The sequence below is a fragment of the Nocardioides pyridinolyticus genome, assembly GCF_054653575.1.
On record NZ_BAAIFY010000018.1, the window covers coordinates 75,787 to 97,392 of the forward strand.

At 74.1% G+C, this 21,606-nt stretch carries 21 protein-coding genes; 16 read left to right on the plus strand and 5 right to left on the minus strand.

Translation table 11 applies throughout. The features are described from left to right. Nucleotides 1-6 precede the first annotated feature (6 nt). From ACYQ0U_RS15770 to ACYQ0U_RS15785, 4 genes are all read left to right on the plus strand, one after another. Complete coding sequence (locus tag ACYQ0U_RS15770) at nt 7-702, plus strand: 2-phosphosulfolactate phosphatase (protein ID WP_459974574.1); 696 nt, start codon at nt 7-9, stop codon at nt 700-702. Nucleotides 703-809: 107 nt separating this feature from the next. After that, a complete protein-coding gene (locus ACYQ0U_RS15775) occupies nt 810-2,891 on the plus strand; it encodes a RecQ family ATP-dependent DNA helicase (protein WP_459974576.1) in 2,082 nt (693 codons plus the stop codon). A gap of 110 nt (nt 2,892-3,001) precedes the next feature. After that, complete coding sequence (locus ACYQ0U_RS15780; RefSeq protein ID WP_459974578.1) at nt 3,002-3,814, plus strand: hypothetical protein; 813 nt, start codon at nt 3,002-3,004, stop codon at nt 3,812-3,814. 9 nt (nt 3,815-3,823) lie between these two features. Next, entirely contained in the window at nt 3,824-4,948 is a 1,125-nt protein-coding gene (locus tag ACYQ0U_RS15785; protein ID WP_459974579.1) for a CDP-glycerol glycerophosphotransferase family protein, read from the plus strand. Between the two features lie 176 nt (nt 4,949-5,124). On the opposite strand, the gene ACYQ0U_RS15790 is transcribed toward ACYQ0U_RS15785, so the two are convergent. Then, on the minus strand, nt 5,125-5,613 hold the full coding sequence (locus ACYQ0U_RS15790) for a glutathione peroxidase (RefSeq protein WP_459974581.1): 489 nt from the start codon (nt 5,611-5,613) through the stop codon (nt 5,125-5,127). Between the two features lie 23 nt (nt 5,614-5,636). Next, complete coding sequence (locus ACYQ0U_RS15795; protein WP_459974583.1) at nt 5,637-5,990, minus strand: hypothetical protein; 354 nt, start codon at nt 5,988-5,990, stop codon at nt 5,637-5,639. A gap of 99 nt (nt 5,991-6,089) precedes the next feature. On the opposite strand from ACYQ0U_RS15795, the gene ACYQ0U_RS15800 reads away from it, so the two are divergent. The 3 genes from ACYQ0U_RS15800 to ACYQ0U_RS15810 are packed head-to-tail and all read left to right on the plus strand — an operon-like array spanning nt 6,090 to nt 10,730. Continuing rightward, nucleotides 6,090-8,756, plus strand: coding sequence for a DEAD/DEAH box helicase (locus ACYQ0U_RS15800; protein ID WP_459974585.1), 2,667 nt, complete (start codon nt 6,090-6,092; stop codon nt 8,754-8,756). Beyond that, on the plus strand, nt 8,756-9,409 hold the full coding sequence (locus tag ACYQ0U_RS15805; protein WP_459974587.1) for an SWIM zinc finger family protein: 654 nt from the start codon (nt 8,756-8,758) through the stop codon (nt 9,407-9,409). Before ACYQ0U_RS15800 ends, ACYQ0U_RS15805 begins: the two co-directional genes overlap by 1 nt. Nucleotides 9,410-9,437: 28 nt before the next feature. Beyond that, nucleotides 9,438-10,730, plus strand: coding sequence for an FUSC family protein (locus tag ACYQ0U_RS15810; RefSeq protein ID WP_459974589.1), 1,293 nt, complete (start codon nt 9,438-9,440; stop codon nt 10,728-10,730). On the opposite strand, the gene ACYQ0U_RS15815 is transcribed toward ACYQ0U_RS15810, so the two are convergent. Both ACYQ0U_RS15815 and trxA read right to left on the minus strand, forming a co-directional pair. Then, entirely contained in the window at nt 10,696-11,241 is a 546-nt protein-coding gene (locus tag ACYQ0U_RS15815) for an SACE_7040 family transcriptional regulator (RefSeq protein WP_459974591.1), read from the minus strand. The genes ACYQ0U_RS15810 and ACYQ0U_RS15815 overlap by 35 nt on opposite strands. A 72-nt stretch (nt 11,242-11,313) precedes the next feature. After that, entirely contained in the window at nt 11,314-11,694 is a 381-nt protein-coding gene (trxA, locus tag ACYQ0U_RS15820; RefSeq protein ID WP_459974593.1) for a thioredoxin, read from the minus strand. Between the two features lie 104 nt (nt 11,695-11,798). Between trxA and ACYQ0U_RS15825 the strand changes: the two genes are divergently transcribed. The 6 genes from ACYQ0U_RS15825 to ACYQ0U_RS15850 are packed head-to-tail and all read left to right on the plus strand — an operon-like array spanning nt 11,799 to nt 19,370. Further along, complete coding sequence (locus tag ACYQ0U_RS15825) at nt 11,799-13,328, plus strand: acyl-CoA carboxylase subunit beta (RefSeq protein WP_459974616.1); 1,530 nt, start codon at nt 11,799-11,801, stop codon at nt 13,326-13,328. Nucleotides 13,329-13,333: 5 nt separating this feature from the next. Beyond that, nucleotides 13,334-15,055 (plus strand): acetyl/propionyl/methylcrotonyl-CoA carboxylase subunit alpha, encoded by a 1,722-nt coding sequence (locus ACYQ0U_RS15830; protein ID WP_459974594.1) that lies wholly within the window; start codon nt 13,334-13,336, stop codon nt 15,053-15,055. Then, on the plus strand, nt 15,048-15,983 hold the full coding sequence (locus ACYQ0U_RS15835) for a hydroxymethylglutaryl-CoA lyase (RefSeq protein ID WP_459974596.1): 936 nt from the start codon (nt 15,048-15,050) through the stop codon (nt 15,981-15,983). Before ACYQ0U_RS15830 ends, ACYQ0U_RS15835 begins: the two co-directional genes overlap by 8 nt. Continuing rightward, nucleotides 15,980-17,080 carry a hypothetical protein gene (locus ACYQ0U_RS15840; RefSeq protein ID WP_459974598.1) on the plus strand — a complete coding sequence of 367 codons (1,101 nt, stop codon included), beginning with the start codon at nt 15,980-15,982 and terminating at the stop codon, nt 17,078-17,080. Before ACYQ0U_RS15835 ends, ACYQ0U_RS15840 begins: the two co-directional genes overlap by 4 nt. Beyond that, complete coding sequence (locus tag ACYQ0U_RS15845; protein WP_459974600.1) at nt 17,077-18,159, plus strand: hypothetical protein; 1,083 nt, start codon at nt 17,077-17,079, stop codon at nt 18,157-18,159. Before ACYQ0U_RS15840 ends, ACYQ0U_RS15845 begins: the two co-directional genes overlap by 4 nt. Further along, nucleotides 18,156-19,370: a hypothetical protein gene (locus ACYQ0U_RS15850; RefSeq protein WP_459974602.1), complete on the plus strand. Its 1,215-nt coding sequence runs from the start codon at nt 18,156-18,158 to the stop codon at nt 19,368-19,370. The genes ACYQ0U_RS15845 and ACYQ0U_RS15850 overlap by 4 nt, the downstream gene beginning before the upstream one ends. On the opposite strand, the gene ACYQ0U_RS15855 is transcribed toward ACYQ0U_RS15850, so the two are convergent. Continuing rightward, complete coding sequence (locus ACYQ0U_RS15855; protein ID WP_459974604.1) at nt 19,331-19,993, minus strand: EcsC family protein; 663 nt, start codon at nt 19,991-19,993, stop codon at nt 19,331-19,333. The two genes, ACYQ0U_RS15850 and ACYQ0U_RS15855, sit on opposite strands and share 40 nt — an antisense overlap. 31 nt (nt 19,994-20,024) lie before the next feature. On the opposite strand from ACYQ0U_RS15855, the gene aat reads away from it, so the two are divergent. From aat to ACYQ0U_RS15870, 3 genes are all read left to right on the plus strand, one after another. Beyond that, entirely contained in the window at nt 20,025-20,705 is a 681-nt protein-coding gene (aat, locus tag ACYQ0U_RS15860) for a leucyl/phenylalanyl-tRNA--protein transferase (protein WP_459974606.1), read from the plus strand. Between the two features lie 28 nt (nt 20,706-20,733). Then, nucleotides 20,734-21,159, plus strand: coding sequence for a hypothetical protein (locus ACYQ0U_RS15865; RefSeq protein ID WP_459974608.1), 426 nt, complete (start codon nt 20,734-20,736; stop codon nt 21,157-21,159). Beyond that, on the plus strand, nt 21,156-21,606 hold a 451-nt coding region (locus ACYQ0U_RS15870), incomplete at its 3' end, for a hypothetical protein (RefSeq protein WP_459974610.1). The genes ACYQ0U_RS15865 and ACYQ0U_RS15870, both read left to right, overlap by 4 nt.

Consider the following 21,606-nt stretch of genomic DNA (forward strand, 5'->3'; position numbering starts at 1 on the left):
GACTTGGTGGTCCGCCTCGAGTGGGGCCCCGCCGGGGCGGCCGCGGTGGCCGCTCCGGTCACCGTCGTGGTCGACGTGCTGTCCTTCACGACGACCCTGACGGTCGCCGTCGAGCGCGGGATGACCGTCTACCCGTTCCGCTGGCAGGACGAGCGCGCGGCGGCGTACGCCGCGGAGCGGGACGCCGTCGTGGCTGGGGGCCGCTCCGAGCGGACCGGCGTCAGCCTGTCGCCGGCCTCGGTGCGGGCCGCGAAGGGTGTCGAGCGGCTGGTGCTGCCGTCGCCGAACGGGTCCGCGATCTCCCTCGCGCTCGCCGAGGCCGGGGTCACCGTGGTCGGTGCCTCGCTGCGCAACGCGACCGCGGTGGCCCGCTGGGCGCACGCGCGCGGCGAGGACGTCGCGGTGGTGGCAGCCGGTGAGCGCTGGCCGGACGGCTCGCTCCGTCCCGCGGTCGAGGACCTCTGGGGCGCCGGTGCGGTGGTCGCGGGCCTGGTCGACCTCGGCGCGGCCGACCTCAGCCCGGAGGCGCGGGTCGCCGAGCGCGCCTTCCGCGAGGCCCGCCTCCCCGACGACCTGGTCGCCTGCACGAGCGGCCAGGAGCTGGTCGATCTGGGGTTCGCGCAGGACGTCGCGATCGCCGCGGAGGTGGACGCGTCCGCCGTCGTGCCCGTGCTGGAGGGCGAGGCGTTCCGCGCCGGCTGAGGACGCACGCACCTGACGTAGACGTCGTGTACCGGCCAGTCACCCGACAGGAACGTCAGGTGCGGCCGCCGAGCTCGCCTGTCGGGGCCGGCTGGTAGACAGGCGCCATGACCCGCGAGCGCGCCGAAGCCCACCTCCGCGCCCTCGTCGGGTCCGACGACGCGGTGCTGCGCGAGGACCAGTGGTCGGCGATCGAGGCGCTCGCGGTCGACCGCCGCCGCGCGCTCGTCGTGCAGCGCACGGGGTGGGGCAAGTCCGCGGTCTACTTCGTCGCGACGCTGCTGCTCCGCGAGCAGGGCGCCGGCCCGACCGTGATCGTCTCGCCGCTGCTCGCCCTGATGCGCAACCAGATCGCCGCCGCGGAGCGGGCCGGCATCCGCGCGGTCACGATCAACTCCACCAACATGGAGGACTGGGAGCCGATCCAGGAGTCGATCCGCGCCGGTGAGATCGACGTGCTGCTGGTCAGCCCGGAGCGCTTGAACAACCCTGGCTTCCGCGACGAGGTGCTGCCCAAGCTCGCGGCGACCTGCGGCCTGCTGGTCGTCGACGAGGCACACTGCATCTCCGACTGGGGCCACGACTTCCGCCCCGACTACCGCCGCATCCGCACGCTGCTCGGCGACCTGCCCGACGGCATCCCGGTGCTCGCGACGACGGCGACCGCCAACGAGCGGGTGACCGACGACGTCGCCGAGCAGATGGCTCCCCCCGACCTCCAGGACGACGTCCTCGTGCTGCGCGGGTCGCTCGACCGCCAGTCGCTGCGGCTCGGGGTGGTGCGGCTGAAGACCGCCGAGCAGCGGCTGGCCTGGCTGGCCGACCACCTCGCCGAGCAGCCCGGCTCGGGCATCGTCTACTGCCTCACCGTGGCCGCCACCCAGGAGATCGCCGACTACCTCCGCTCCCGCGGCCACGACGTCGCGGCGTACTCCGGCCAGACCGAGACCACCGAGCGGCACGCGCTCGAGCAGGACCTGGCCGCGGGCCGGGTCAAGGCGCTGGTCGCGACCAGCGCGCTCGGCATGGGGTTCGACGCGACGCTCGGGTTCGTGGTCAACATGGGGGCGCCGTCCTCCCCGGTGGCCTACTACCAGCAGGTCGGCCGGGCCGGTCGCGGCACCGACGAGGCCACGGTCGTGCTGCTGCCCGCGGTCGAGGACCGGGACATCTGGGCCTACTTCGCCTCGCTTGCCTTCCCGCGCGAGGAGCAGGTGCGCCGCACGCTCGAGGTGCTCGCCGCGGAGGGCCGGCCGCTGAGCACCGCCACGCTGGAGACCTACGTCGACCTCAACCGCACCCGGCTCGAGACCATGCTCAAGGTCCTCGACGTCGACGGCGCGGTGCGGCGGGTCCGCGGCGGCTGGGAGGCGACCGGTCGGCCGTGGGTCTACGACGAGGAGCGCTACCGCCGCGTCACCGAGGCCCGCGAGCGGGAGCAGCGGGCGATGGTCGACTACATCGCGACCACCGAGTGCCGGATGCGCTACCTGCGCGAGCAGCTCGACGACCCCGACGCCGCCGACTGTGGTCGGTGCGACAACTGTGGTGGCCTCGACCTGCCGAGCGAGGTGTCCGCGGCCGCGGTCGAGGAGGCGGAGGCGCGCCTCGCGCGCCCCGGTGTCGTCGTCGAGCCGCGCAAGATGTGGCCGACGGCGCTGGCCAACCTGGGCATCGACCTCAAGGGCAAGATCGCCGAGGCGGCCGACGAGGGCCGCGCCGTCGCGCGTCTCACCGACCTCGGCTACGGCAACGCCCTGCGCGACCTGTTCGCTCCCGGCACTCCCGACGGGCCGGTGCCGGTGCCGCTGGTGAAGGCCGTGATCGAGGTGCTCGGCGACTGGCGGCCGCCGGTCGACGGTCTGGTCGTGGTGGAGTCGGTGAGCCGGCCGACGCTGACCGAGGACCTCGCGGCGGGCCTGGCGCGCTACCTCCGCGTGCCGGTGCTCGGCCGCTGGGCGGTCGTCGACCCCGACGTGCTGCCGGGCCAGGGCGCGGCGAACTCGGCCCAGCGGGTGGCCGCCGTCGGCCGGCGCGCCCGTCTCCAGGCTGAGGTGCCCGCGGGCAGCCGGGTGCTGCTGGTCGACGACCTGGTCGTGACCGGGTGGACCCTCACCCTGGCCGCCCGCGCGATCCGGCAGGCAGGGGCCGCCGAGGTCCGCCCCCTCGTCCTCGCCACCACGTCGTGAGTCACCGGCCCCGACCGCCCCGCTCGTCTCTGGTCGCCAGGTGACTCGGGACCACACCTGACCGCCAGCGACCCCTCGTCGCGCTCGGCGTCGCCCTGCTCGCGACCGCCGTGGTGCTCTCGGCCTACTACTCCCGGCTCCGGCCCGGGCTCGACTGGTCCAACTACGTCGTCGGGCTCGTCGCGACGGCCGGGCTGCTCGGCATCGCGGTCCTGGCCCACCGGCTCGCGGTGTCCGCGGGCACCGGCCCCACCTCGGACGCCGTGGCCTGGCCCGGCGCGTTCGGGGTGGTGGCGGTCGGCCTCATGGTCGGCGTCGCCCTCGACGACCACGCGGCGACGGCGTACGTCGCCGGCCCGGCCGTCCTCGTCCTCTCGTTCGTCGGGTGGCTGGTGAGCTGGCGGTCACCGTTCGTCGTGAGCGGGATCCTCGGCCTGTTCGTGGTCGCGGCCCAGGCGTTCGGGGACGTCGTGGGCGTGGACGGCGACGAGCACGTCTGGCCCGCCGCGCTGGCCCTCGTGGTGTTCGCGGTCGCCGTCACCGCGGCCGGCTGGCCGCTGCCGAGCCGGGTCGTCAGTGGCGTGACCGCCGGGACGATCGCGGCGGTGGGACTGGCGTCGCTCACGGGGCTCCTGGCGATCTCCGGCATCTTCTCGGCCGCCTACGCGATGCCGGTGCCCGATCCGGAGCAGCCGACGGTCTCCGACACCTGGACGACGCTGGCCTACACCGGGGCACAGGGCTTCCGGATCCTGATGGTGGCCACGGCCGTCGCGGTGACGCCGCTGGCCACGATCGCGCTGCAGGTCGAGCACCCGACCTGGTGGGGCGTGGTGCTCGGCGGGGTGGGTGGCGTGGCCCTCCTGGTCGCGCTGCGGCAACCGGCGGCATTCGGTGTCGCTTCCGAGAGACAAGAGACCTAGCATTTGTCGGTGATCCACGCGCCCGTCCTCGCCTACTTCGCCGACGACCCGACCCGCAGCTACCAGCTCATCCAGTGGCTGCCGGTGCTGGAGCAGCTCGACCAGCACCACCGCGTCGGCATCGTCGCGCGGGACGAGAGCACCGTCGAGGTGCTCCGCGAGCGCTCGGACCTGCCGATCACCTGCGTCCCCGACTTCGCCGAGCTCACCGACTTCTACGCGGCCTCGCAGGCGCGGGTCGTCCTCTACTGCAACAACTCGACGCTGAACTTCAACTCGCTGATCGACGCGCGCAAGCTGCACGTCCACATCAACCACGGCGAGAGCGACAAGCAGAGCATGGCCAGCAACAACGCCAAGGCCTACGACCGCGTCTTCGTCGCCGGCGAGGCGGCCGTGCGGCGGTACGCCGCCGAGCTGCTCGAGCTCGACACGAGCAAGCTCGTGCGGATCGGGCGCCCGCAGCTCGACCTGCGGCCGCCGGCCGTGCTCGAGCCGAGCGAGCGCCGTACCGTCCTCTACGCGCCGACCTGGGAGGGCGACGCGGAGTACAACGACTACACCTCGGTCGACACCGTCGGGCCCGACATCGTCCGGGCCGTGCTGGCCGTGCCGGGTGTGCGGCTGGTCTACAAGCCGCACCCCAAGGTCACCACCAGCCAGACGCCCGCGATCGTCGACGGCCACCGGGAGATCCTCGGCCTGATCGCCGCCGCCGGCGGTGAGCACTGCGCGGTCACCAGCGGCGACATCCTCGCGGTGATGCCCGACTGCGACGCGATGGTCACCGACGTCTCCTCGGTCGGCCTGGACTGGCTCTACCTGCGCACCGAGAAGCCGATCTTCATCACCGACCGGCACCACGACGCCGAGCGGCTGCGTCAGGAGGTGCCGGTCAGCCGGTGTGCCGACGTGCTCGCCGACGTCGACGTCGCGGAGCTGGCCGAGCTGGTCGCGGCCCGCCTCGACCACGACGAGCATCACCTCGCCCGGGTCGCCATGCGGCACCACTACTTCGACGACCACCAGGTCGGCGACAGCACCGCCCGCTTCATCGAGGCGGTCGGCGAGCTCATCGTGCTCCGCGACCGGCTGCTCGGCGCGACCCCGGACGACCAGGCGATCACCGCCTGACGGGGGCGTGCGGGAGAGCGTCGGCGGGGGGCGGGTTTCACCGGGTACCCGGTGAAACCCGCCCGACACGCCGACAGCACCCGGCGTGTCGGGCGGGTTTCGGCGGAGAAGTCCGCCTCACAGCCCGCCTCACAGCCCGTCGAGCGGCCCGTCGAGCACCGTCCGAATCCCGGGCGTCAGCCCACCATCCGCTCGATGGCGTCGACGATCCGCGGGTCCTCGGGCTCGACCTGGGGGCGGAAGCGGGAGACGACGGTGCCGTCGGCGGCGACGAGGAACTTCTCGAAGTTCCAGGTGACGTCGCCGGCCTCGCCCTCCTCGTTCGGGGTCTGGACGAGCGAGGCGTAGATCTCGTGGCGGTCGTCGCCGTTGACCTCGATCTTCTCGGTCATCGGGAAGGTGACGCCGTACGTCGCCGAGCAGAACTCCTGGATCTCCTCGGCCGAGCCGAGCTCCTGCCCGAGGAACTGGTTGCAGGGCAGGCCGACGACGGTGAAGCCCTGGTCGCCGAACTTCTCCTGGAGCGCCTCGAGGCCCTGGTACTGCGGCGTCAGCCCACACCTCGACGCGACGTTGACCAGCAGGGCCGGCCGGCCCCCGGTGATCTCGCCGAGGGTGGTCGGGGTGCCGTCGAGGCGCGCGATCGGGGCGTCGAGGATGCTCATGCCCCGAGCCTAGGCGGTGACGGCTACTGCTCCGGCGTGGCCTCGACGCGCTCGAGCATCTCGGTGAGATGGGCGCGCAGCTGCTGGCGGTGCTCGTCGGCGGTCTGCTGGAGCTTGGTCGCCTTCTCCCGCTCCCGGTAGGTCTCGACGCGCGCGTCGTTCGTCATCCGGTCGGCCTCCTCCCGGGCGGCGCGCACGATCTCGGCGGCCTCCTCCCGGGCGGCGGCGACGACCGCGTCCGCCTCGCTGCGGGCCTCGGCACGCCACTGGTCGGTGTCGCGAGCGGTGATCGCGAGCAGGCGCGCGGCGGCCGCGGACGGGTCGGTCGAGTCGGGCTGGTCGTTCTGGTCGGCATCGTTCTGGGCGTGGATGCTCATCGTCCTTCTCCGGTTCGGGGGTGGTGCGACCCTCTAGCCTGCCCCGTTCACCCACATATCAGTCAATCTCCGTCGGCGCGCCGGGCTAGTTTCTAGGTCGTGTCCTTCGTCCCCGTCACCGGTCCGGCGACCTTCCGGCCCGCCGAGCCGCCACGGGAGGGAGTCGTCGAGTTCACCGACGAGAAGCGCACGGTGGCCCTGCCGATCCGGGCCGCGCTGCCGGTCCTGACCCGGGCGCGCACCCGCGAGGACCTGCACCCCTCGGTGAGCCTGCTCTCCGGCGCGGCGCTGCTCGGCATGCGGATCGTGGCGGCCGGGAAGTTCGCCCCGGCCGGCGACCACTGGGCCGCCGCGGGCCTCGACCGCGACGACGAGGACCGCATCGCGATGCTCGCCGCGGGCGCCGAGGACGCGGAGCGGGTGGTCCGCGACCTGGTCGACGCGGTCGCGGACGCGATGCCGCGCGGGGCGCCGACCACAACGGCCCGGCCGGTACGCCGCCCCGACCGGCCGACCTTCGAGCAGCGCCTCCAGGCCCGGCTGGCGCGGCACCAGCGCGTCGACCCGCGGGACCTGCCGCACCTCGTGACGATCTCGCTGCGGGTCGAGGCCGACGAGGAGGAGCTGGTCGCCGGCGCCGTACGCCTCGTGCCGCAGGCGCACGACGAGCAGAACCCGCTCCATCTCTGCGACCTGGCGCTGCTGTGGACGGGGACGGCCGACGAGCACGGGTTCGGCGACCGGGCGCGGACGCACGCCACGATCGCGCTGCGCGCCGCCGCCGACGCGTGGCCGGTGCTCGACCGGCTGCTCGAGCTGCGCGTCCCCGACCAGCTCACGCTCGACACGGACGAGCTGGTCGGCCTGCTCGACGAGGGCGTCGGCGCGCTGCGCGCGGCCGGGGTCGACGTGCTGTGGCCCAAGGCGCTCGGCCGCGACCTGACGACGACCGCCGTGCTCGACCGGGCACCGTCGGCGCCCGGCCGGTCGGGGGAACAGCGCAGCGAGCCGCTCAACGACCCGGTCCTCGGCACCGAGGCGCTGTTCTCCTTCAACTGGCAGGTCGCGCTGCACGGCGACCCGTTGACCGAGGAGGAGATGGACCGGCTCGCGACGTCGGCCTCGCCGCTGCTGCGGCTGCGCGGCAGCTGGACCGTCGTCGACCCGGCGACCGCGCGCCGGGCCAAGAGGCGGCTGATCCGCACGGTGAAGCCCGCCGAGGCGGTCGCCGCGGCGCTCACCGGCACCGTGCAGGTGCACGACGAGGAGGAGCAGGTCGTCGTCGGTGCCTCGCTGCTGCAGGTCCGCGAGCGGCTGCTGACGGCCGCGACCCGGGAGCCGGTCGAGCCGCCTGCCGCGCTGCAGGCGACCCTGCGCGACTACCAGCGCCACGGGCTCACCTGGCTGGCCGAGATGACCGGGCTCGGGCTCGGCGCCTGCCTCGCCGACGACATGGGCCTGGGCAAGACCGTCACGCTGATCGCGCTGCACCTGCACCGGCGCCAGCTCGGGCACGCCGGGCCGACGCTGGTCGTCTGCCCGGCCAGCCTGCTCGGCAACTGGGAGGCGGAGGTGCGCCGGTTCGCGCCCGGGACCCCGGTGGTCCGGTTCCACGGCAGCGCCCGCGACCTGTCCATGGCCGGGGACGGCTTCGTCCTCACGACGTACGGCACGATGCGGCGCGACGCCGAGACGCTCGGCTCCGTCGCCTGGGACCTCGTGGTCGCCGACGAGGCGCAGCACGTGAAGAACCCCCGCACCTCGACCGCCCGGGCGCTGCGCTCGATCGCGAGCCGGGCCCGGGTGGCGCTCACCGGCACGCCCGTCGAGAACGACCTCACCGAGCTCTGGGCCATCCTCGACTGGGCGACGCCGGGCCTGCTCGGCAGCCGCAACGCCTTCCGCAAGGTCTGGGCCGGGCCGATCGAGTCGGGGCTGGAGCCGAGCAAGACGCGGCAGTTCGCGGACCTGATCGGACCGTTCCTCCTGCGCCGGCGCAAGTCCGACCCCGGTATCGCGCCGGAGCTGCCGCCGAAGACCGAGACCGACCACCCGCTGCGGCTGACCCGCGAGCAGGTCGTGCTCTACGAGTCGTTCGTGCGCGACACGATGGCGCGGATCGAGCGCGCCGACGAGGACGCCCGCCGCGGCCTGGTGCTGATGCTGCTCACCGGCCTCAAGCAGATCTGCAACCACCCCGACCACTTCCTCAAGCGCTCCGGCACCCGCCTGCCGGGCCGCTCGGAGAAGGTCGACCTGCTCGACGAGCTCGTCGGCACGGTGCTCGCCGAGGACGGCGCGGTGCTCGTGTTCACCCAGTACGTCGCGATGGCCCGCCTGCTCGAGGGACACCTGGCCCGCGCCGGCGTACCCCACCAGCTGCTGCACGGCGGTACGCCCGTGCGCGAGCGCGAGGCGATGGTGGAGCGGTTCCAGGCCGGCGAGGTGCCGGTGTTCCTGCTGTCGCTCAAGGCCGGCGGGACCGGCCTCAACCTCACCCGCGCCGACCACGTCGTGCACGTCGACCGGTGGTGGAACCCCGCGGTGGAGGAGCAGGCGACCGACCGCGCCTACCGCATCGGGCAGACCCGGCCGGTGCAGGTGCACCGGATGATCACGCGCGGCACGGTCGAGGAGAAGATCGCCGAGCTGCTCACCCGCAAGCGGGCGCTCGCCGACGCGGTGCTGTCCCAGGGGGAGGCGGCGCTGACCGAGCTCACCAACGAGGAGCTGCGCGACTTCGTGGCCCTGCGCCGGGACGACTGATGACCGCCGTCCTCCATCCGCGCGTCCCGCCACGTCGCGCCACCGCGCGGGCGAGCACCTGGTGGGGCAAGGCGTGGGTGCGCGCGGTCGAGGAGGCGGCGTACGCCGAGGCCGACCTGCGCGCCGCGCGGACCCTCGCCCGCGGCGGCCACGTCGGCCAGATCTCCACCGAGCCAGGGCGCTACCTCGCCTCGGTCGAGGACCGGCGCGGCCTCTGGACGGTCGCCGGCTCGGTGCCGACCCTGGGCACCGCCGACGTCGACGCGCTGGTGGAGACGGTGGCGGCGGAGTCCGGGCGGATCGCGGCGCTGCTCGCCGGCGACCTGCCGCACAGCCTGGTCGAGCACGCGGAGGAGGCCGGCGTCGAGCTGCTGCCGTACGGCGGCGAGCTCGGTGCCACCTGCAGCTGCGACCACTGGACCGACCCGTGCGTCCACGCCCTCGCCGTCCTCCAGCAGCTGACCTGGCTGGTCGAGGAGGACCCGTTCGTGCTGCTCCAGCTGCGGGGGCTGCCCCGCGACGAGCTGCTGTCGCGGCTGCACGCGCGGTCGGAGCCGGCGCCGGACCACGACGACCACGACGACGACGTCGACCTCGACGCCGCCGTGGAGGCCGCCCTCTACGCCGCGCGGCTGCTCGGCGAGACGGACTGAGGTCGCGCCGAAGGGGCACCGGAGGACCGTGAAGCTCCGCGAACGGCTCCGTCGCGAGCGCCGGCGCCTCCGGGTCGACGGGAGCGCCTCGCTGGCCTGGGCGCTGCGGATCACGGCCGCGGCGGTCGCGAGCTACGTCGTGGCGGTGCTGCTCTTCCCCGGGACCCAGCCGCTGCTGGCCCCGCTGACCGCGATGCTGGTCGTCCAGGTCACGCCGGTCTCGCTGCTGGCGAGCGGGCTGGACCGGGTGGTGGCGGTGGTGACCGGCGTGACGCTCGCGATCGGCTTCGCCGCCGTGGCGCCGTTGGAGTGGTGGAGCCTCGGGCTGCTGATCTTCGTCTCGATCGCCCTCGGCCAGGTGCTGCGGCTGCGCGACAACCTCATCGAGGTCGCGATCAGCGGCATGCTCGTGCTCGGGGTCGGTTCGCTCGGTGCCGGCACCGCGGCCTGGCAGCGGATCACCGAGACCCTCGTCGGCGCCGGGGTGGGGATCGCGGCGAACCTGCTGTTCCCGCCCAAGGTCGCGAGCGCGGACGCGGCGGCGGCGGTCGACGGGCTCGCCGACGCCGTCAGCGCCCTGCTGCACCGGGCCGCCGACGAGCTGGTCCCGGTCGTCGAGGACGCCGGCGACCTCGGTCCCCGCACCCGCAGCTGGCTCGACGAGGCCCGCCGGATCACCCGCGACGAGGCGCAGTGGGTCGGCGCGACACTCGCCCGCGCCGAAGAGGGTCGGCGGCTGAACGTGCGCGCGGTCGGCACGGCGGACGTGGGGCCGGGGCTGCGGCAGGGGTTCGAGGCGCTCGAGCACGTCGCACTGGCCGTTCGCGGTCTGTTCCGTGCGCTCGGGGACGCCGCGAGCGAGCCCGGGTGGCTCGACGACGAGGTCACGCGCGACGTCGTGCTGGGCAGCGCCCAGACGCTCCGGGAGCTGGCGACCGGCGTCGACGCCTTCGGCGCGCTGGTGCGCAACGAGGCGGGCCCGTCGACGACGATGACGGCGGAGGACGTCCGGCACCTGCGGGACGCCCTCGACGGCGTGCACGAGGCGCGGGCCCGGCTGGAGGAGCTGCTCGCCAGCGACACCCCGCCGGGGTTGCGCGAGCTGGTCGCGGTGACGCTGTCGACCGTGCGGCGGGTGCTCCGCGAGCTGGATCTCGAGCAGCGGGTGCGTCGCCAGGTGCAGATGGGCCGGCCGCGGTCGGGCCCCCTCGCCCGGCCCCGGGTCCGCCGCCGCCCGGTCGCGCAGGGGACGAGTCCCGACGCCGAGACCCAGCCGATGCCGCGGATCAGCGACCCAGCGCCCCGAGAGCCATCCGGCTGAGCACGTCGCGCATCTGCTCGTCGGGCAGCAGGCCCGAGTGCGGCGTGGAGTTGATCAGCCCGAACGCGGCGTGCGCCATCGCGCGGGCGGTGGCCAGGTCGAGCTCCTCGTCGCGCAGCCTCAGTTGGGCGGCCCAGAGGTCGACGTACTCCCGCTGGAGGGAGCGGACCCGCTCGCGGGCGTCCGCGGGGAGCGACTCCCAGTCGCGGTCCTGGACCACGATCAGCGGCCGGTGCCGGAGGGCGAAGTCCACGTGCCAGTCGACGAGCCCGGCGAGTGCGCCGTCGGGGTCGCCGGCGGCAGCGACCCGCTCCTGGCCGACGCCGAGGAGCTCCTCGCTGATCGAGACCAGCATCTCGGCGAGCATCGCCTGCTTGGACGGGAAGTGCTTGTAGAGGGCCGGCCCGGAGATGCCGCAGGCCGCGCCGAGGTCGGCGACCGAGACCCCGTGGAAGCCCCGCGCGGCGAACAGGTCGGCCGCGGTCGCGAGGATCTGGGCGCGCCGGCTCATGGCGCAAGGTTAGCGGTCACTAACCCCGTGCGGGGTTTCGGCGGCCAGTAGCGAGAATCCGCCGGCCGTCCCTCACTCCTCGCCCGATCCGCCGTTCTCCTGCTCGGCGATCTGCCGGCGGACGTCGTCCATGTCGAGGTCCTTCACCGCCGTGATGACCTGCTCCAGGGCGGGGGCGGGCAGGGCGCCGGGCTGGGCGAAGACGAGGATGCCGTCGCGGAAGGCCATCAGCGTCGGGATCGAGGTGATCTGCGCGGCCGCGGCGAGCGACTGCTCGGCCTCGGTGTCGACCTTGCCGAACACGACGTCGTCGTGCTTCTCCGCGGCGGCCTCGAAGACCGGCGCGAACTGGCGGCACGGCCCGCACCAGGCGGCCCAGAAGTCCACGAGCACGATGTCGTTCTCCACGACGGTCTGCTCGAAGGTGTCGGCGGTCAGCGCTACGGCGGTCATGTTCCTACAACGAGGCGGGCCTGGGGATTGTTCCGGGTCGCTGCGATACCGACCGGGCAGTTGTTCCACAGGTTAACGATCGCTAACCTGAGACGGTGAGCCACATGAAGGAGCTGGTGGACGAGCTGCGGGAGCGACTGGCGGTCGCCCGGCAGGGCGGCAGCGAGGCCGCGCGACGCAAGCACACCGACCGGGGCAAGCTGCTGGTGCGCGACCGGGTCGACCGACTGCTGGACCCGGGCAGCCCGTTCCTCGAGCTGAGCCCGCTGGCCGCCTACGGCATGTACGGCGCCCCGGACGAGCCGAACAGTGTGCCCAGCGCCGGCGTCGTCACCGGCATCGGCCGGGTGAGCGGCCGGGAGGTCGTGGTCGTGGCCAACGACGCGACGGTCAAGGGCGGCACGTACTACCCGATGACGGTCAAGAAGCACCTGCGGGCGCAGACCGTGGCGAGCGACAACCACCTGCCGTGCGTCTACCTCGTCGACTCCGGCGGCGCGTTCCTGCCGATGCAGGACGAGGTGTTCCCCGACCGCGAGCACTTCGGCCGGATCTTCTACAACCAGGCCAACCTCTCCGGGCGCGGCATCCCGCAGATCGCCAGCGTGATGGGCTCGTGCACCGCCGGCGGCGCCTACGTCCCGGCGATGTCGGACGAGACCGTGATCGTGCGCAACCAGGGCACGATCTTCCTCGGCGGCCCGCCGCTGGTGAAGGCCGCGACCGGCGAGGTGGTCACGGCCGAGGAGCTCGGCGGCGGCGACGTCCATGCCCGGACCTCCGGCGTCGTCGACCACCTCGCCGAGGACGACGCCCACGCGCTCGCGATCGTGCGCAGCATCGTCGGCACCCTCGAGCGACGCAGCCCCGGCGCGCCGTACGAGCTCGCGCCGGTCGAGGAGCCGCACGACGACCCGGGCAGCCTCTACGAGGTCGTCCCCGCGGACACCCGCACGCCGTACGACGTGCGCGAGGTGATCCGCCGGATCGTCGACGGCAGCCGCTTCCACGAGTTCAAGAAGCTCTACGGCGAGACGCTGGTGACCGGCTTCGCGCACATCTGGGGCCACCCGGTCGGCATCGTCGCCAACAACGGCATCCTCTTCAGCGAGTCCTCGCTCAAGGGGGCGCACTTCATCGAGCTGTGCAACCAGCGCGGCATCCCGCTGGTCTTCCTCCAGAACATCACCGGCTTCATGGTCGGCCGCGAGTACGAGAACGGCGGCATCGCCAAGGACGGCGCCAAGCTCGTCACCGCGGTCGCCTGCTCGGTCGTCCCGAAGTTCACCGTCGTCATCGGCGGCTCCTTCGGCGCCGGCAACTACGGCATGTGCGGCCGCGCCTACGACCCCCGCTTCCTGTGGATGTGGCCCAACGCCCGCATCTCCGTCATGGGCGGCGAGCAGGCCGCGTCCGTGCTCGCGTCCGTGGCCGGCAAGGCCGACGACGAGGAGTTCAAGGCGCCGATCCGCGAGCAGTACGAGACCCAGGGCTCGCCGTACTACTCGACAGCAAGGCTCTGGGACGACGGCATCATCGACCCCGCCGACACCCGACGCGTCCTCGGCATGGGCCTGGCGGCCGCCGCCAACGCACCGACCCCGGCGCCGCAGTACGGCGTCTTCAGGATGTGACCGCGGTGTTCACCCACGTCTTCATCGCGAACCGCGGGGAGATCGCCGCCCGCATCGCCCGCACCTGCCACCGCCTCGGCATGCGCGCCACCACGAGCGCCGGCGACTACCTCGACCCCGAGGCCCAGGTCGCCCAGGCGCTGGCCGCCGGCGCGGAGGCGGTCCACCCCGGGTACGGCTTCCTCTCGGAGAACCCCGGCTTCGCCCGCGCCGTGACCGACGCCGGCCTGGCCTGGATCGGCCCACCGCCCGAGGCGATGGAGGCGATGGCCCGCAAGGACCACGCCCGCGAGATCGCGGTCGCCGCCGGCGTACCCGTCGTGCCGCGCGGCGAGGACGCAGGCTTCCCGGTCCTGGTGAAGGCGGCCGCCGGCGGTGGCGGCAAGGGCATGCGCGTCGTGCGCGGCGAGGCCGACCTCGAGGAGGCCCGGGCCGCCGCGGCCCGCGAGGCCCGGAGCGCCTTCGGCGACGACACCCTGCTCGTCGAGAAGTACGTCGAGCGCGGCCGCCACATCGAGGTGCAGGTGATGGCCGACGCGCACGGCAACGCGATCCACCTCTGGGAGCGCGACTGCTCCACGCAGCGCCGGCACCAGAAGGTGCTGGAGGAGGCGCCCGCCCCGACGATCAGCGAGGCGGTCCGCGCGCTGGTCACCAGCAGCGCCGTCGCGCTCGCGCGGCAGGTCGGCTACCGCAACGCGGGCACGGTCGAGTTCCTGCTCGACGAGAGCACCGGCGAGCCGTACTTCCTGGAAATGAACACCCGCCTCCAGGTCGAGCACCCCGTCACCGAGGCGATCACGGGGCTCGACCTCGTCGAGCTGCAGCTCCTCGTCGCCGCCGGCGATCCGCTCCCGCTGACCCAGGACGACGTCACGGTCACCGGCCACGCGATCGAGGCCCGGGTGTACGCCGAGGACTCCTTCCACGGCTTCCTCCCGCAGGCCGGCCGGGCGACCACCGTGCAGTGGCCGCGCGACGTGCGCGTCGACCACGCGCTCGAGAGCGGCCAGGTCGTGAGCACGTCCTTCGACCCGATGCTCGGCAAGGTGATCGCCCACGGCCGCACCCGCGAGGAGGCCCGGGCCGCCCTGGTCGCGGCGCTGGACGGTACGGCGATCCTCGGCCTGACCACCAACACCGGCTTCCTGCGGGCGCTGGTGGCGAGCGAGGAGTTCCGCGACGCCACCATCGACACCGCGTGGCTGGACCGCCACACCGTCCCGGCGCCCGACCCCGCGCCGGCCCGCGAGGCCGCCGCGTGGGAGGTCTTCCTGGCCCGCCGCGAGGACGTCGGCCCGTTCCACTCCGACGGGTTCCGGCTGGCCGGCGACCCCGCCCCCGTCGTCATCGAGCTCGACGAGCCCGTGACGCTCGTCGGACCCGAGCCGCGCCACCGTCCGGTCGCCGAGGTCGGCACCGACCACGTCGAGGTCGTCCACCACGGCCAGCGGTTCGTCTTCGAGCGGCCCGACCCCGCGGCCGACCACGGACCTGTGGCGGGCGACGGCTCGATCACCGCCCCGATGCCCGGCACCGTGCTCGACGTCCGCGTCGCCGCCGGCGACCGGGTCGAGACCGGCCAGGTGCTGGTCGTGCTCGAGGCGATGAAGATGGAGCTCACGCTCAAGGCGCCGTTCGACGGCACCGTCTCCGGGCTGGCCGCGAGCACCGGCGCCCAGGTCGCGCTCGGCCACACGCTGCTGGAGGTGCAGCCCGATGAGTGAGCTCCCCACCGTCGTCCGACCCGAGGGACTCCCGGAGCGCGTGACGGTCTACGAGGTCGGCCCGCGCGACGGACTCCAGAACGAGAAGGCGCTGGTACCGACCGGCGTGAAGGCCGAGTTCGTCGAGCGCCTGCTGGCCGCCGGCCTGCCGGTCGTCGAGGCCACCAGCTTCGTGCACCCGAGGTGGGTGCCCCAGCTCGCCGACGCCGCCGACCTGATGACGCTGCTCGGCGAGCCCGGGCGCGACTGCCCGGTCCTCGTGCCCAACGAGCGCGGCCTCGACCGCGCCCTCGAGCTGGGCGCGAAGCACATCGCGATCTTCGGCTCCGCCACCGAGACCTTCGCCCGGAAGAACCTCAACCGCAGCCTCGACGAGCAGTTCGCGATGTTCGAGCCGACCGTGCGCCGCGCCCGCGACGCCGGCCTCGACGTCCGGGCCTACGTGAGCATGTGCTTCGGCGACCCCTGGGAGGGCGGCGTACCCGTCAAGCAGGTGGTCGACGTCGGCAAGCGGCTCTTCGACCTCGGCGCCAGCCAGCTCAGCCTCGGCGACACCATCGGGGTCGGTACGGCGGGCCACGTGACCGCGCTCGTCGACGCCTTCACGAGCGCCGGGATGGGCGTCGACCAGCTCGCGATGCACTTCCACGACACCTACGGCCAGGCGCTCGCGAACACCCTCGCCGCCCTGCACGCCGGCATCACCACGTTCGACGCGAGCGCCGGCGGCCTGGGCGGCTGCCCGTACGCCCGCAGCGCCACCGGCAACCTCGCCACCGAGGACCTCGTCTGGATGCTCACCGGCCTCGGCATCGAGCACGGCGTCGACCTCGGGCAGGTCGTCTCGACCAGCGTCTGGATGGCGGGCCACCTGGGCCGCCCCAGCCCGTCCGCCGTCGTGAGGGCACTGGCAGAATCCACGGCATGAGCCGGAGGGTCTACCTGCACATCGGTGCGCCGAAGACCGGCACGACCTACCTGCAGGACCGGCTCGGGGTGAACGCGAAGTCGCTCGCCGCGAACGACGTCCACTTCCCGACCACGTCCCCGCTGGTGAGCCCCGGGCTCGCCCAGTTCCGCGGCGCGCTCGACCTGCTCGGCCAGGACTGGGGCGGGGCCCCCGGCCACGCCGACGGCGCCTGGGACGCGCTGGCCCGCCGGGTCAGGCGGCGTACCGGCACCATCGTGATCAGCCACGAGATCCTCGCGCCGGCCACGCCCGGCCAGGTGGCCAAGGCGCTGCGCGACCTCGCCGGCAGTGAGATCCACGTCGTCTACACCGCCCGCGACCTGGGCCGGCAGATCCCGGCCGCGTGGCAGGAGAGCATCAAGCAGGGCCGCCGCTGGAGCTACGGTCGCTTCGTCGAGCGCTTCGAGAAGGGCCGGACCTGGTTCCACCGCGCCTTCGACGTCCCCCGCGTCCTCGGCACCTGGGGCGCCGGGCTGCCGCCGGAGCGGGTCCACGTCGTCACGGTCCCGCACGGCCGCAACGACCAGCAGCACGGCGATCCGCTGTGGCTGCGGATGTGCGAGGTGCTCGGCATCGACCCGGCGTGGGCGCCGCTCGACAGCGACCGCTCCAACCAGTCGCTCGGCATCGCCGAGACCCAGGTCGTGCGGCAGCTCAACCGCCGGATGGACCGCCAGGCCCGCCGCGAGTCGAGCTTCGACGAGCTGATCCGCGACATGCTCGCCCAGGGCGAGCTCGCGAAGGGCCGCCGGTCGGCCGCGGTCACGCTCCCGCCCGACCACTACCCGTGGGCCGAGGAGCAGGCCGAGCGCTGGATCGAGTGGATCGAGGGCAGCGGCGTGGACGTCGTCGGCGACGTCGCCGAGCTGCGCCCGGTCCGGCCCGACCCGGACGAGGCGTGGAAGGACCCCGACCGGGTCCGCGCCAAGCGCCAGCTCAAGACCGCGCTCGACGCCCTCGCCGCGATGACCCGCGAGGCGGCCCGCCGGCCCGACCCCGAGCGCCAGCTGGGCCAGCGGGTCCGCGCCCAGGCCCAGAAGCTCCGCGACCGATGAACGACACCCCCGGCGTACGCCGCGCCTGGGGCTGGGTCGCCCACCTCCGCGACGGCGGTACGACGCCGTGGCGCGACTGGACCGACGAGGGCGAGCCCCGGGGCCGGGTCCTCCCCGGCGCGCAGCAGCTGGAGCTGCTGCGGCGGCTCAACGAGGCCGGTCGCCCCACGCCCGACCTGGCGACCCGGGTGCTCGACGCCAGCGCCCCCGGCCGGGGCCGCCCGGATCTTGAGCTCGCCGGCGCCGTCGAGCGGCTGGAGTTCGGGCCGCCGCCGGTCGACCCCGCCGACCTCCCCGACGACGAGCTGCTCCGGGTCGCGGCCAGCGTGATCGCCGACGAGGTGGTCGCGGCCGGCCTGCCGGACGCCGGCCGGGTGCCGCCGCCGCGGTTCTGGCGCACCCGCTACCGACTCGTCGGCGACCCGATGATCGCCAACCCGATGCGGGACGCCCTGATCGCGCAGGGCCGCCCGCCGGGCGGCAGCGGCTCGCTCGTGCTGGTGGTCGGCACCGACGTCGGGGCGATGGTCGCCCACGCCTGGACCGCCCGCAGCCTGGCCGAGGGCGGCTCGACGTGGCGGGAGTGGCTGACGCCGTACACCCGCGGTCGCGCGCTGCCGCGCCGCGTCGACCTGCTGCGCACCGCGCGGGAGTGGACCGAGCACGTGGGCCGGGAGCGGGTGACGGTCGTGCTCGACCCGGCCCTGGTGCCGAAGCTGGTCGGCGCCCGCCGCCTGCCCGTGCCCGACGAGCTCCCGGCCGACGCCGCGGACCTCGCCCGCCGGGTCGGGCAGGTGCTCGGGCTGCTCGCCGTCCCGGACCGCAAGCGCGCCCTCGTGCAGCAGACGCTGCTGCCCCGGCTCGCCGGTAGGGGCGGCGCCCCGCTCGTGGTGCCCGAGGAGCACCACGACTGGCTGCACGACCGGGCGGTCCGGATGCGCGACGGGCTGCTCCGCGCTGGATACGCTGTCCAGGGTGACCCGGACAGCCTGCTGCCGGTCGCTCGCGACGGTGCACCGGAGCCGTCGGACGCCGCGGTCCTGGCGCTGGCCCTGCGCCTGATGCTGGAGAAGAGTTGAGTAGACGAGTCCTGCTGCACGTCGGCACGCCGAAGACCGGCACGTCCTACCTCCAGGACGTGCTGTACCGGAACCGGCGCACGCTCGCGGCGGCCGACATCCTCTACCCCGCGGACCGCTTCGACGGGCACTTCCTCGCCGCCCTCGACCTGATGCGCCTGCCGTGGGGCGGGCTCGAGTCCGAGGCGGTCGGCGCGTGGGACCGGCTCGCCGAGCGGGTCCGCGAGCACCGCGGGACCGCGATCATCAGCCACGAGATCCTCGCGACCGCCTCCCGCGCCCAGGCCGGCAAGGCGCTCGCGTCGCTGGGCCACGGCGCCGGCACCGAGGTGCACCTGATCCTCTCCGTGCGCGACCTGGTCCGCCAGATCCCCGCGGAGTGGCAGGAGAACGTCAAGCACCGCAGCTCGGTCAGCTACGGCTCCTTCCTCGCCAAGATCCAGGACCCGAAGCGCGAGTCGCGCATCGCCACGTGGTTCTGGGGCGTCCAGGAGCTGCCCGACATCCTCAACCGCTGGGGACACGAGCTCCCCCCCGAGCAGATCCACCTGGTCACCGTGCCGCCGCCCGGCGGGCCGTCGCAGCTGCTCTGGAAGCGGTTCAGCCTCGCCTTCGGCCTCGACGGGATGGACCTCGACCTCGAGGCCGAGCGGTCAAACCCGTCGCTGGGGGTCCCCGAGACCGCGCTGGTACGGCGGATCAACCGCGCCGCCAACCACGAGCTCCCGCCCGCCGACTACCGCCCCCTCGTCCGCGAGCTGCTCGCGCACCAGACCCTCTCGCGGCGTACCCGCTCGCCCCGGCTGGCCCTGCCGCCGGACGCCCACCCGTGGGTGTCGGAGATGACGTCCGCGTGGATCGCCGAGATCGAGCGGCGCGGGTACGACGTGGTCGGCGACCTCGCGGACCTCCGGGGCGCACCGCCGGTGACGTCGTACGTCGACCCCGACCACCCGCCGGAGCGGCTGGTCGCCCGGGCCGGCGTCGACGCGATCAAGGCGCTGCTGCTGGAGAGCGCGCGCCTGCGCCAGTCCGAGGAGCAGATGCGCCGCGAGCTCGAGGACACCCGGATCGCGCTCGAGCGCTCCTACCTCCGCCCGACCTACCGCTGGCGCGAGAAGGTGGTCCGCAGGCTGGGCTCGAGCGGGGCCGGCCGCAGCCTGCTGAAGGGCTACCGGCTGGTGCGCGGACGCAGCTCGCCCGCGGCGTAGCGGCCGACCCGCCAGGTCGCGAGGCCATCGGCGCCCATCCCGAAGGCGCCGCCGACGATCGGCGTACGCCGCGCGATCGCGATGGCCAGCCGCTTCCCGCCGACCCGGGTGATCAGGTCGGAGGCGACCTCGGCGGAGATCACCCGGTCGAGGTCGGGGTCGTGCACCGGCGCCGTGGCGATGGCCATCGGCGGGCCGGGGAGCTTGCGCTCCCTGATCTTCTGGTCGACGAGCTCGCGGCCGAGCAGGCAGGCGAGGATGGCGTTGCGGGCCCGCGGGTCCTCGAGGTCGTAGCCGCGCAGGTGGGCGATGCCCGCGACCATCCGCGACTGGATCAGCGCCAGGCCGGCGACGTTCGCCGGGATCGTGACCGTCGCGGTGACGATGCCGCCGAGGCCGGTGAGCAGGCCCTGCGCCCCGGCGTACCGCACGTGGTCCTCGATCAGGCCCGGGACGTCGGTCTTCTCGGCGGCGCGGGCCGCGGGCGCCAGCGGTCCGGCGCCCTCGATGGCGCGGTGCAGCGCCTCCCGGACGAAGGTGTGGGTGAGGTCGGGCGCGAGGTGCGGCACCCGTGGCCCGACGTGCCGGGCCACCAGCCGTCCCGTCGCCGATGCCTTGCCCATGGGGCGATCGTACGGACGTTACGGTGACGCCATGCCCGTCGAGCCGCCCGCGTCGCGCTGGACGTTCGGCGACCCGGCCGGCTTCGACGAGCTCGACGACCTGGTGGCGATCGGCGCCGACCTCGAGCCGGGGACGCTGCTCGCGGCCTACCGACGCGGGGTCTTCCCGATGCCCTCGGGTACGCCGCGCGACCCGATGTACTGGTTCTGTCCGGTGCGCCGCGGCGTGCTGCCGCTGGAGCGGCTGCGGGTCACCCGGTCCACGCGGCGGTCGCTGCGGGACTTCGAGATCCGCGTCGACACGGCCTTCGCGGACGTCGTGGCCGGCTGCGCGGACCCGTCCCGGCCGTCGGGCTGGATCGACCGCGAGGTCGCGGCGGCGTACCAGCGGCTGCACGAGCTCGGCTGGGCGCACTCGGTCGAGGCGTGGCAGGACGGCCGGCTCGCCGGCGGGCTCTACGGGGTCGCGATCGGCGGGCTGTTCGCGGGGGAGTCGATGTTCCACCGGGTCCGCGACGCGTCCAAGGTCGCGCTCGTCGCGCTGGTCGACCTGCTCTCGGACGAGCACGTCGGGCGGCGGCTGCTCGACGTCCAGTGGCTGACGCCGCACCTCGCCTCGCTCGGCGCGGTGGAGGTCTCGCGGGCGGCGTACCTCCGCGCGCTGCACCAGGCCCTTCCGCTTCCGCAGCCGTCCTTCCCGGCCGGGGCATGAACCGGTGGGCGTGGGGAAGGGTGGGCGCATGAAGACAGGACTTGTGATGGCCGGCCTCGTGCTGACGATGGGCGGCCTCGTCGGCTGCGGCGGGGGCGACGGGGACAGCGAGAGCGGAGGGCTCCCGCGGGACGCCTCCTCGGCGGACTTCTGCGCGAACTTCGAGCAGCTGGCGAAGGACCTGGGCGCGTTCACGGCCGACAGCGACCCGGCGGACGCGATCGCGCAGATGCAGGACGCCTCGGAGGAGATGCGCGCGACCGGTGTGCCCGAGAGCGCCACCGACGAGCAGGCCGAGGGCCTCGAGGTCACCCTCGAGGCCATCGACGGGATCGACCCGGACTCCTCGCTGGAGGACCTCAGCGGCATCGAGGACCAGTTCAGCGAGGCCGAGCAGGAGAAGGCCGACGCGTTCGACGACTACCTCGACGAGGAGTGCGGAGAGATCGGATGAGCCTGGGCGTCCGCCGCCTCGCCGCGCTCGGGTGCCTCGGGCTGGTGGCCGCGCTCGGCGCGTGCAGCGACGGCGAGGGTGGTGGGGGCTCGGCCGCGCCGGACGACGCGTCGCTGGACGAGTTCTGCGAGACGTTCAACGGGCTGTTCGAGCGGGTGCTGTCCGAGGACGTCGCCGGCGACCAGGCGGCGTCGGTCCGCGCGCTCAAGGACTGGGCGAAGGACCTCGAAGAGGTCGGCACCCCGAGCGACATCCCCGACGACGCTCGGCACGGCTTCGACCTGTTCGTCGAGCAGGCGCAGCAGATCGAGGAGGATGCCTCGCTCACCGACCTCGAGAAGCTCAGCGAGGACCTCAGTGAGGCCGACCAGGCCGACGGCGACGCGTTCAGCGACTGGGCCCAGGACAGCTGCCCGCTCGACGTACCCGCGCTGCCCGGCTCGGAGA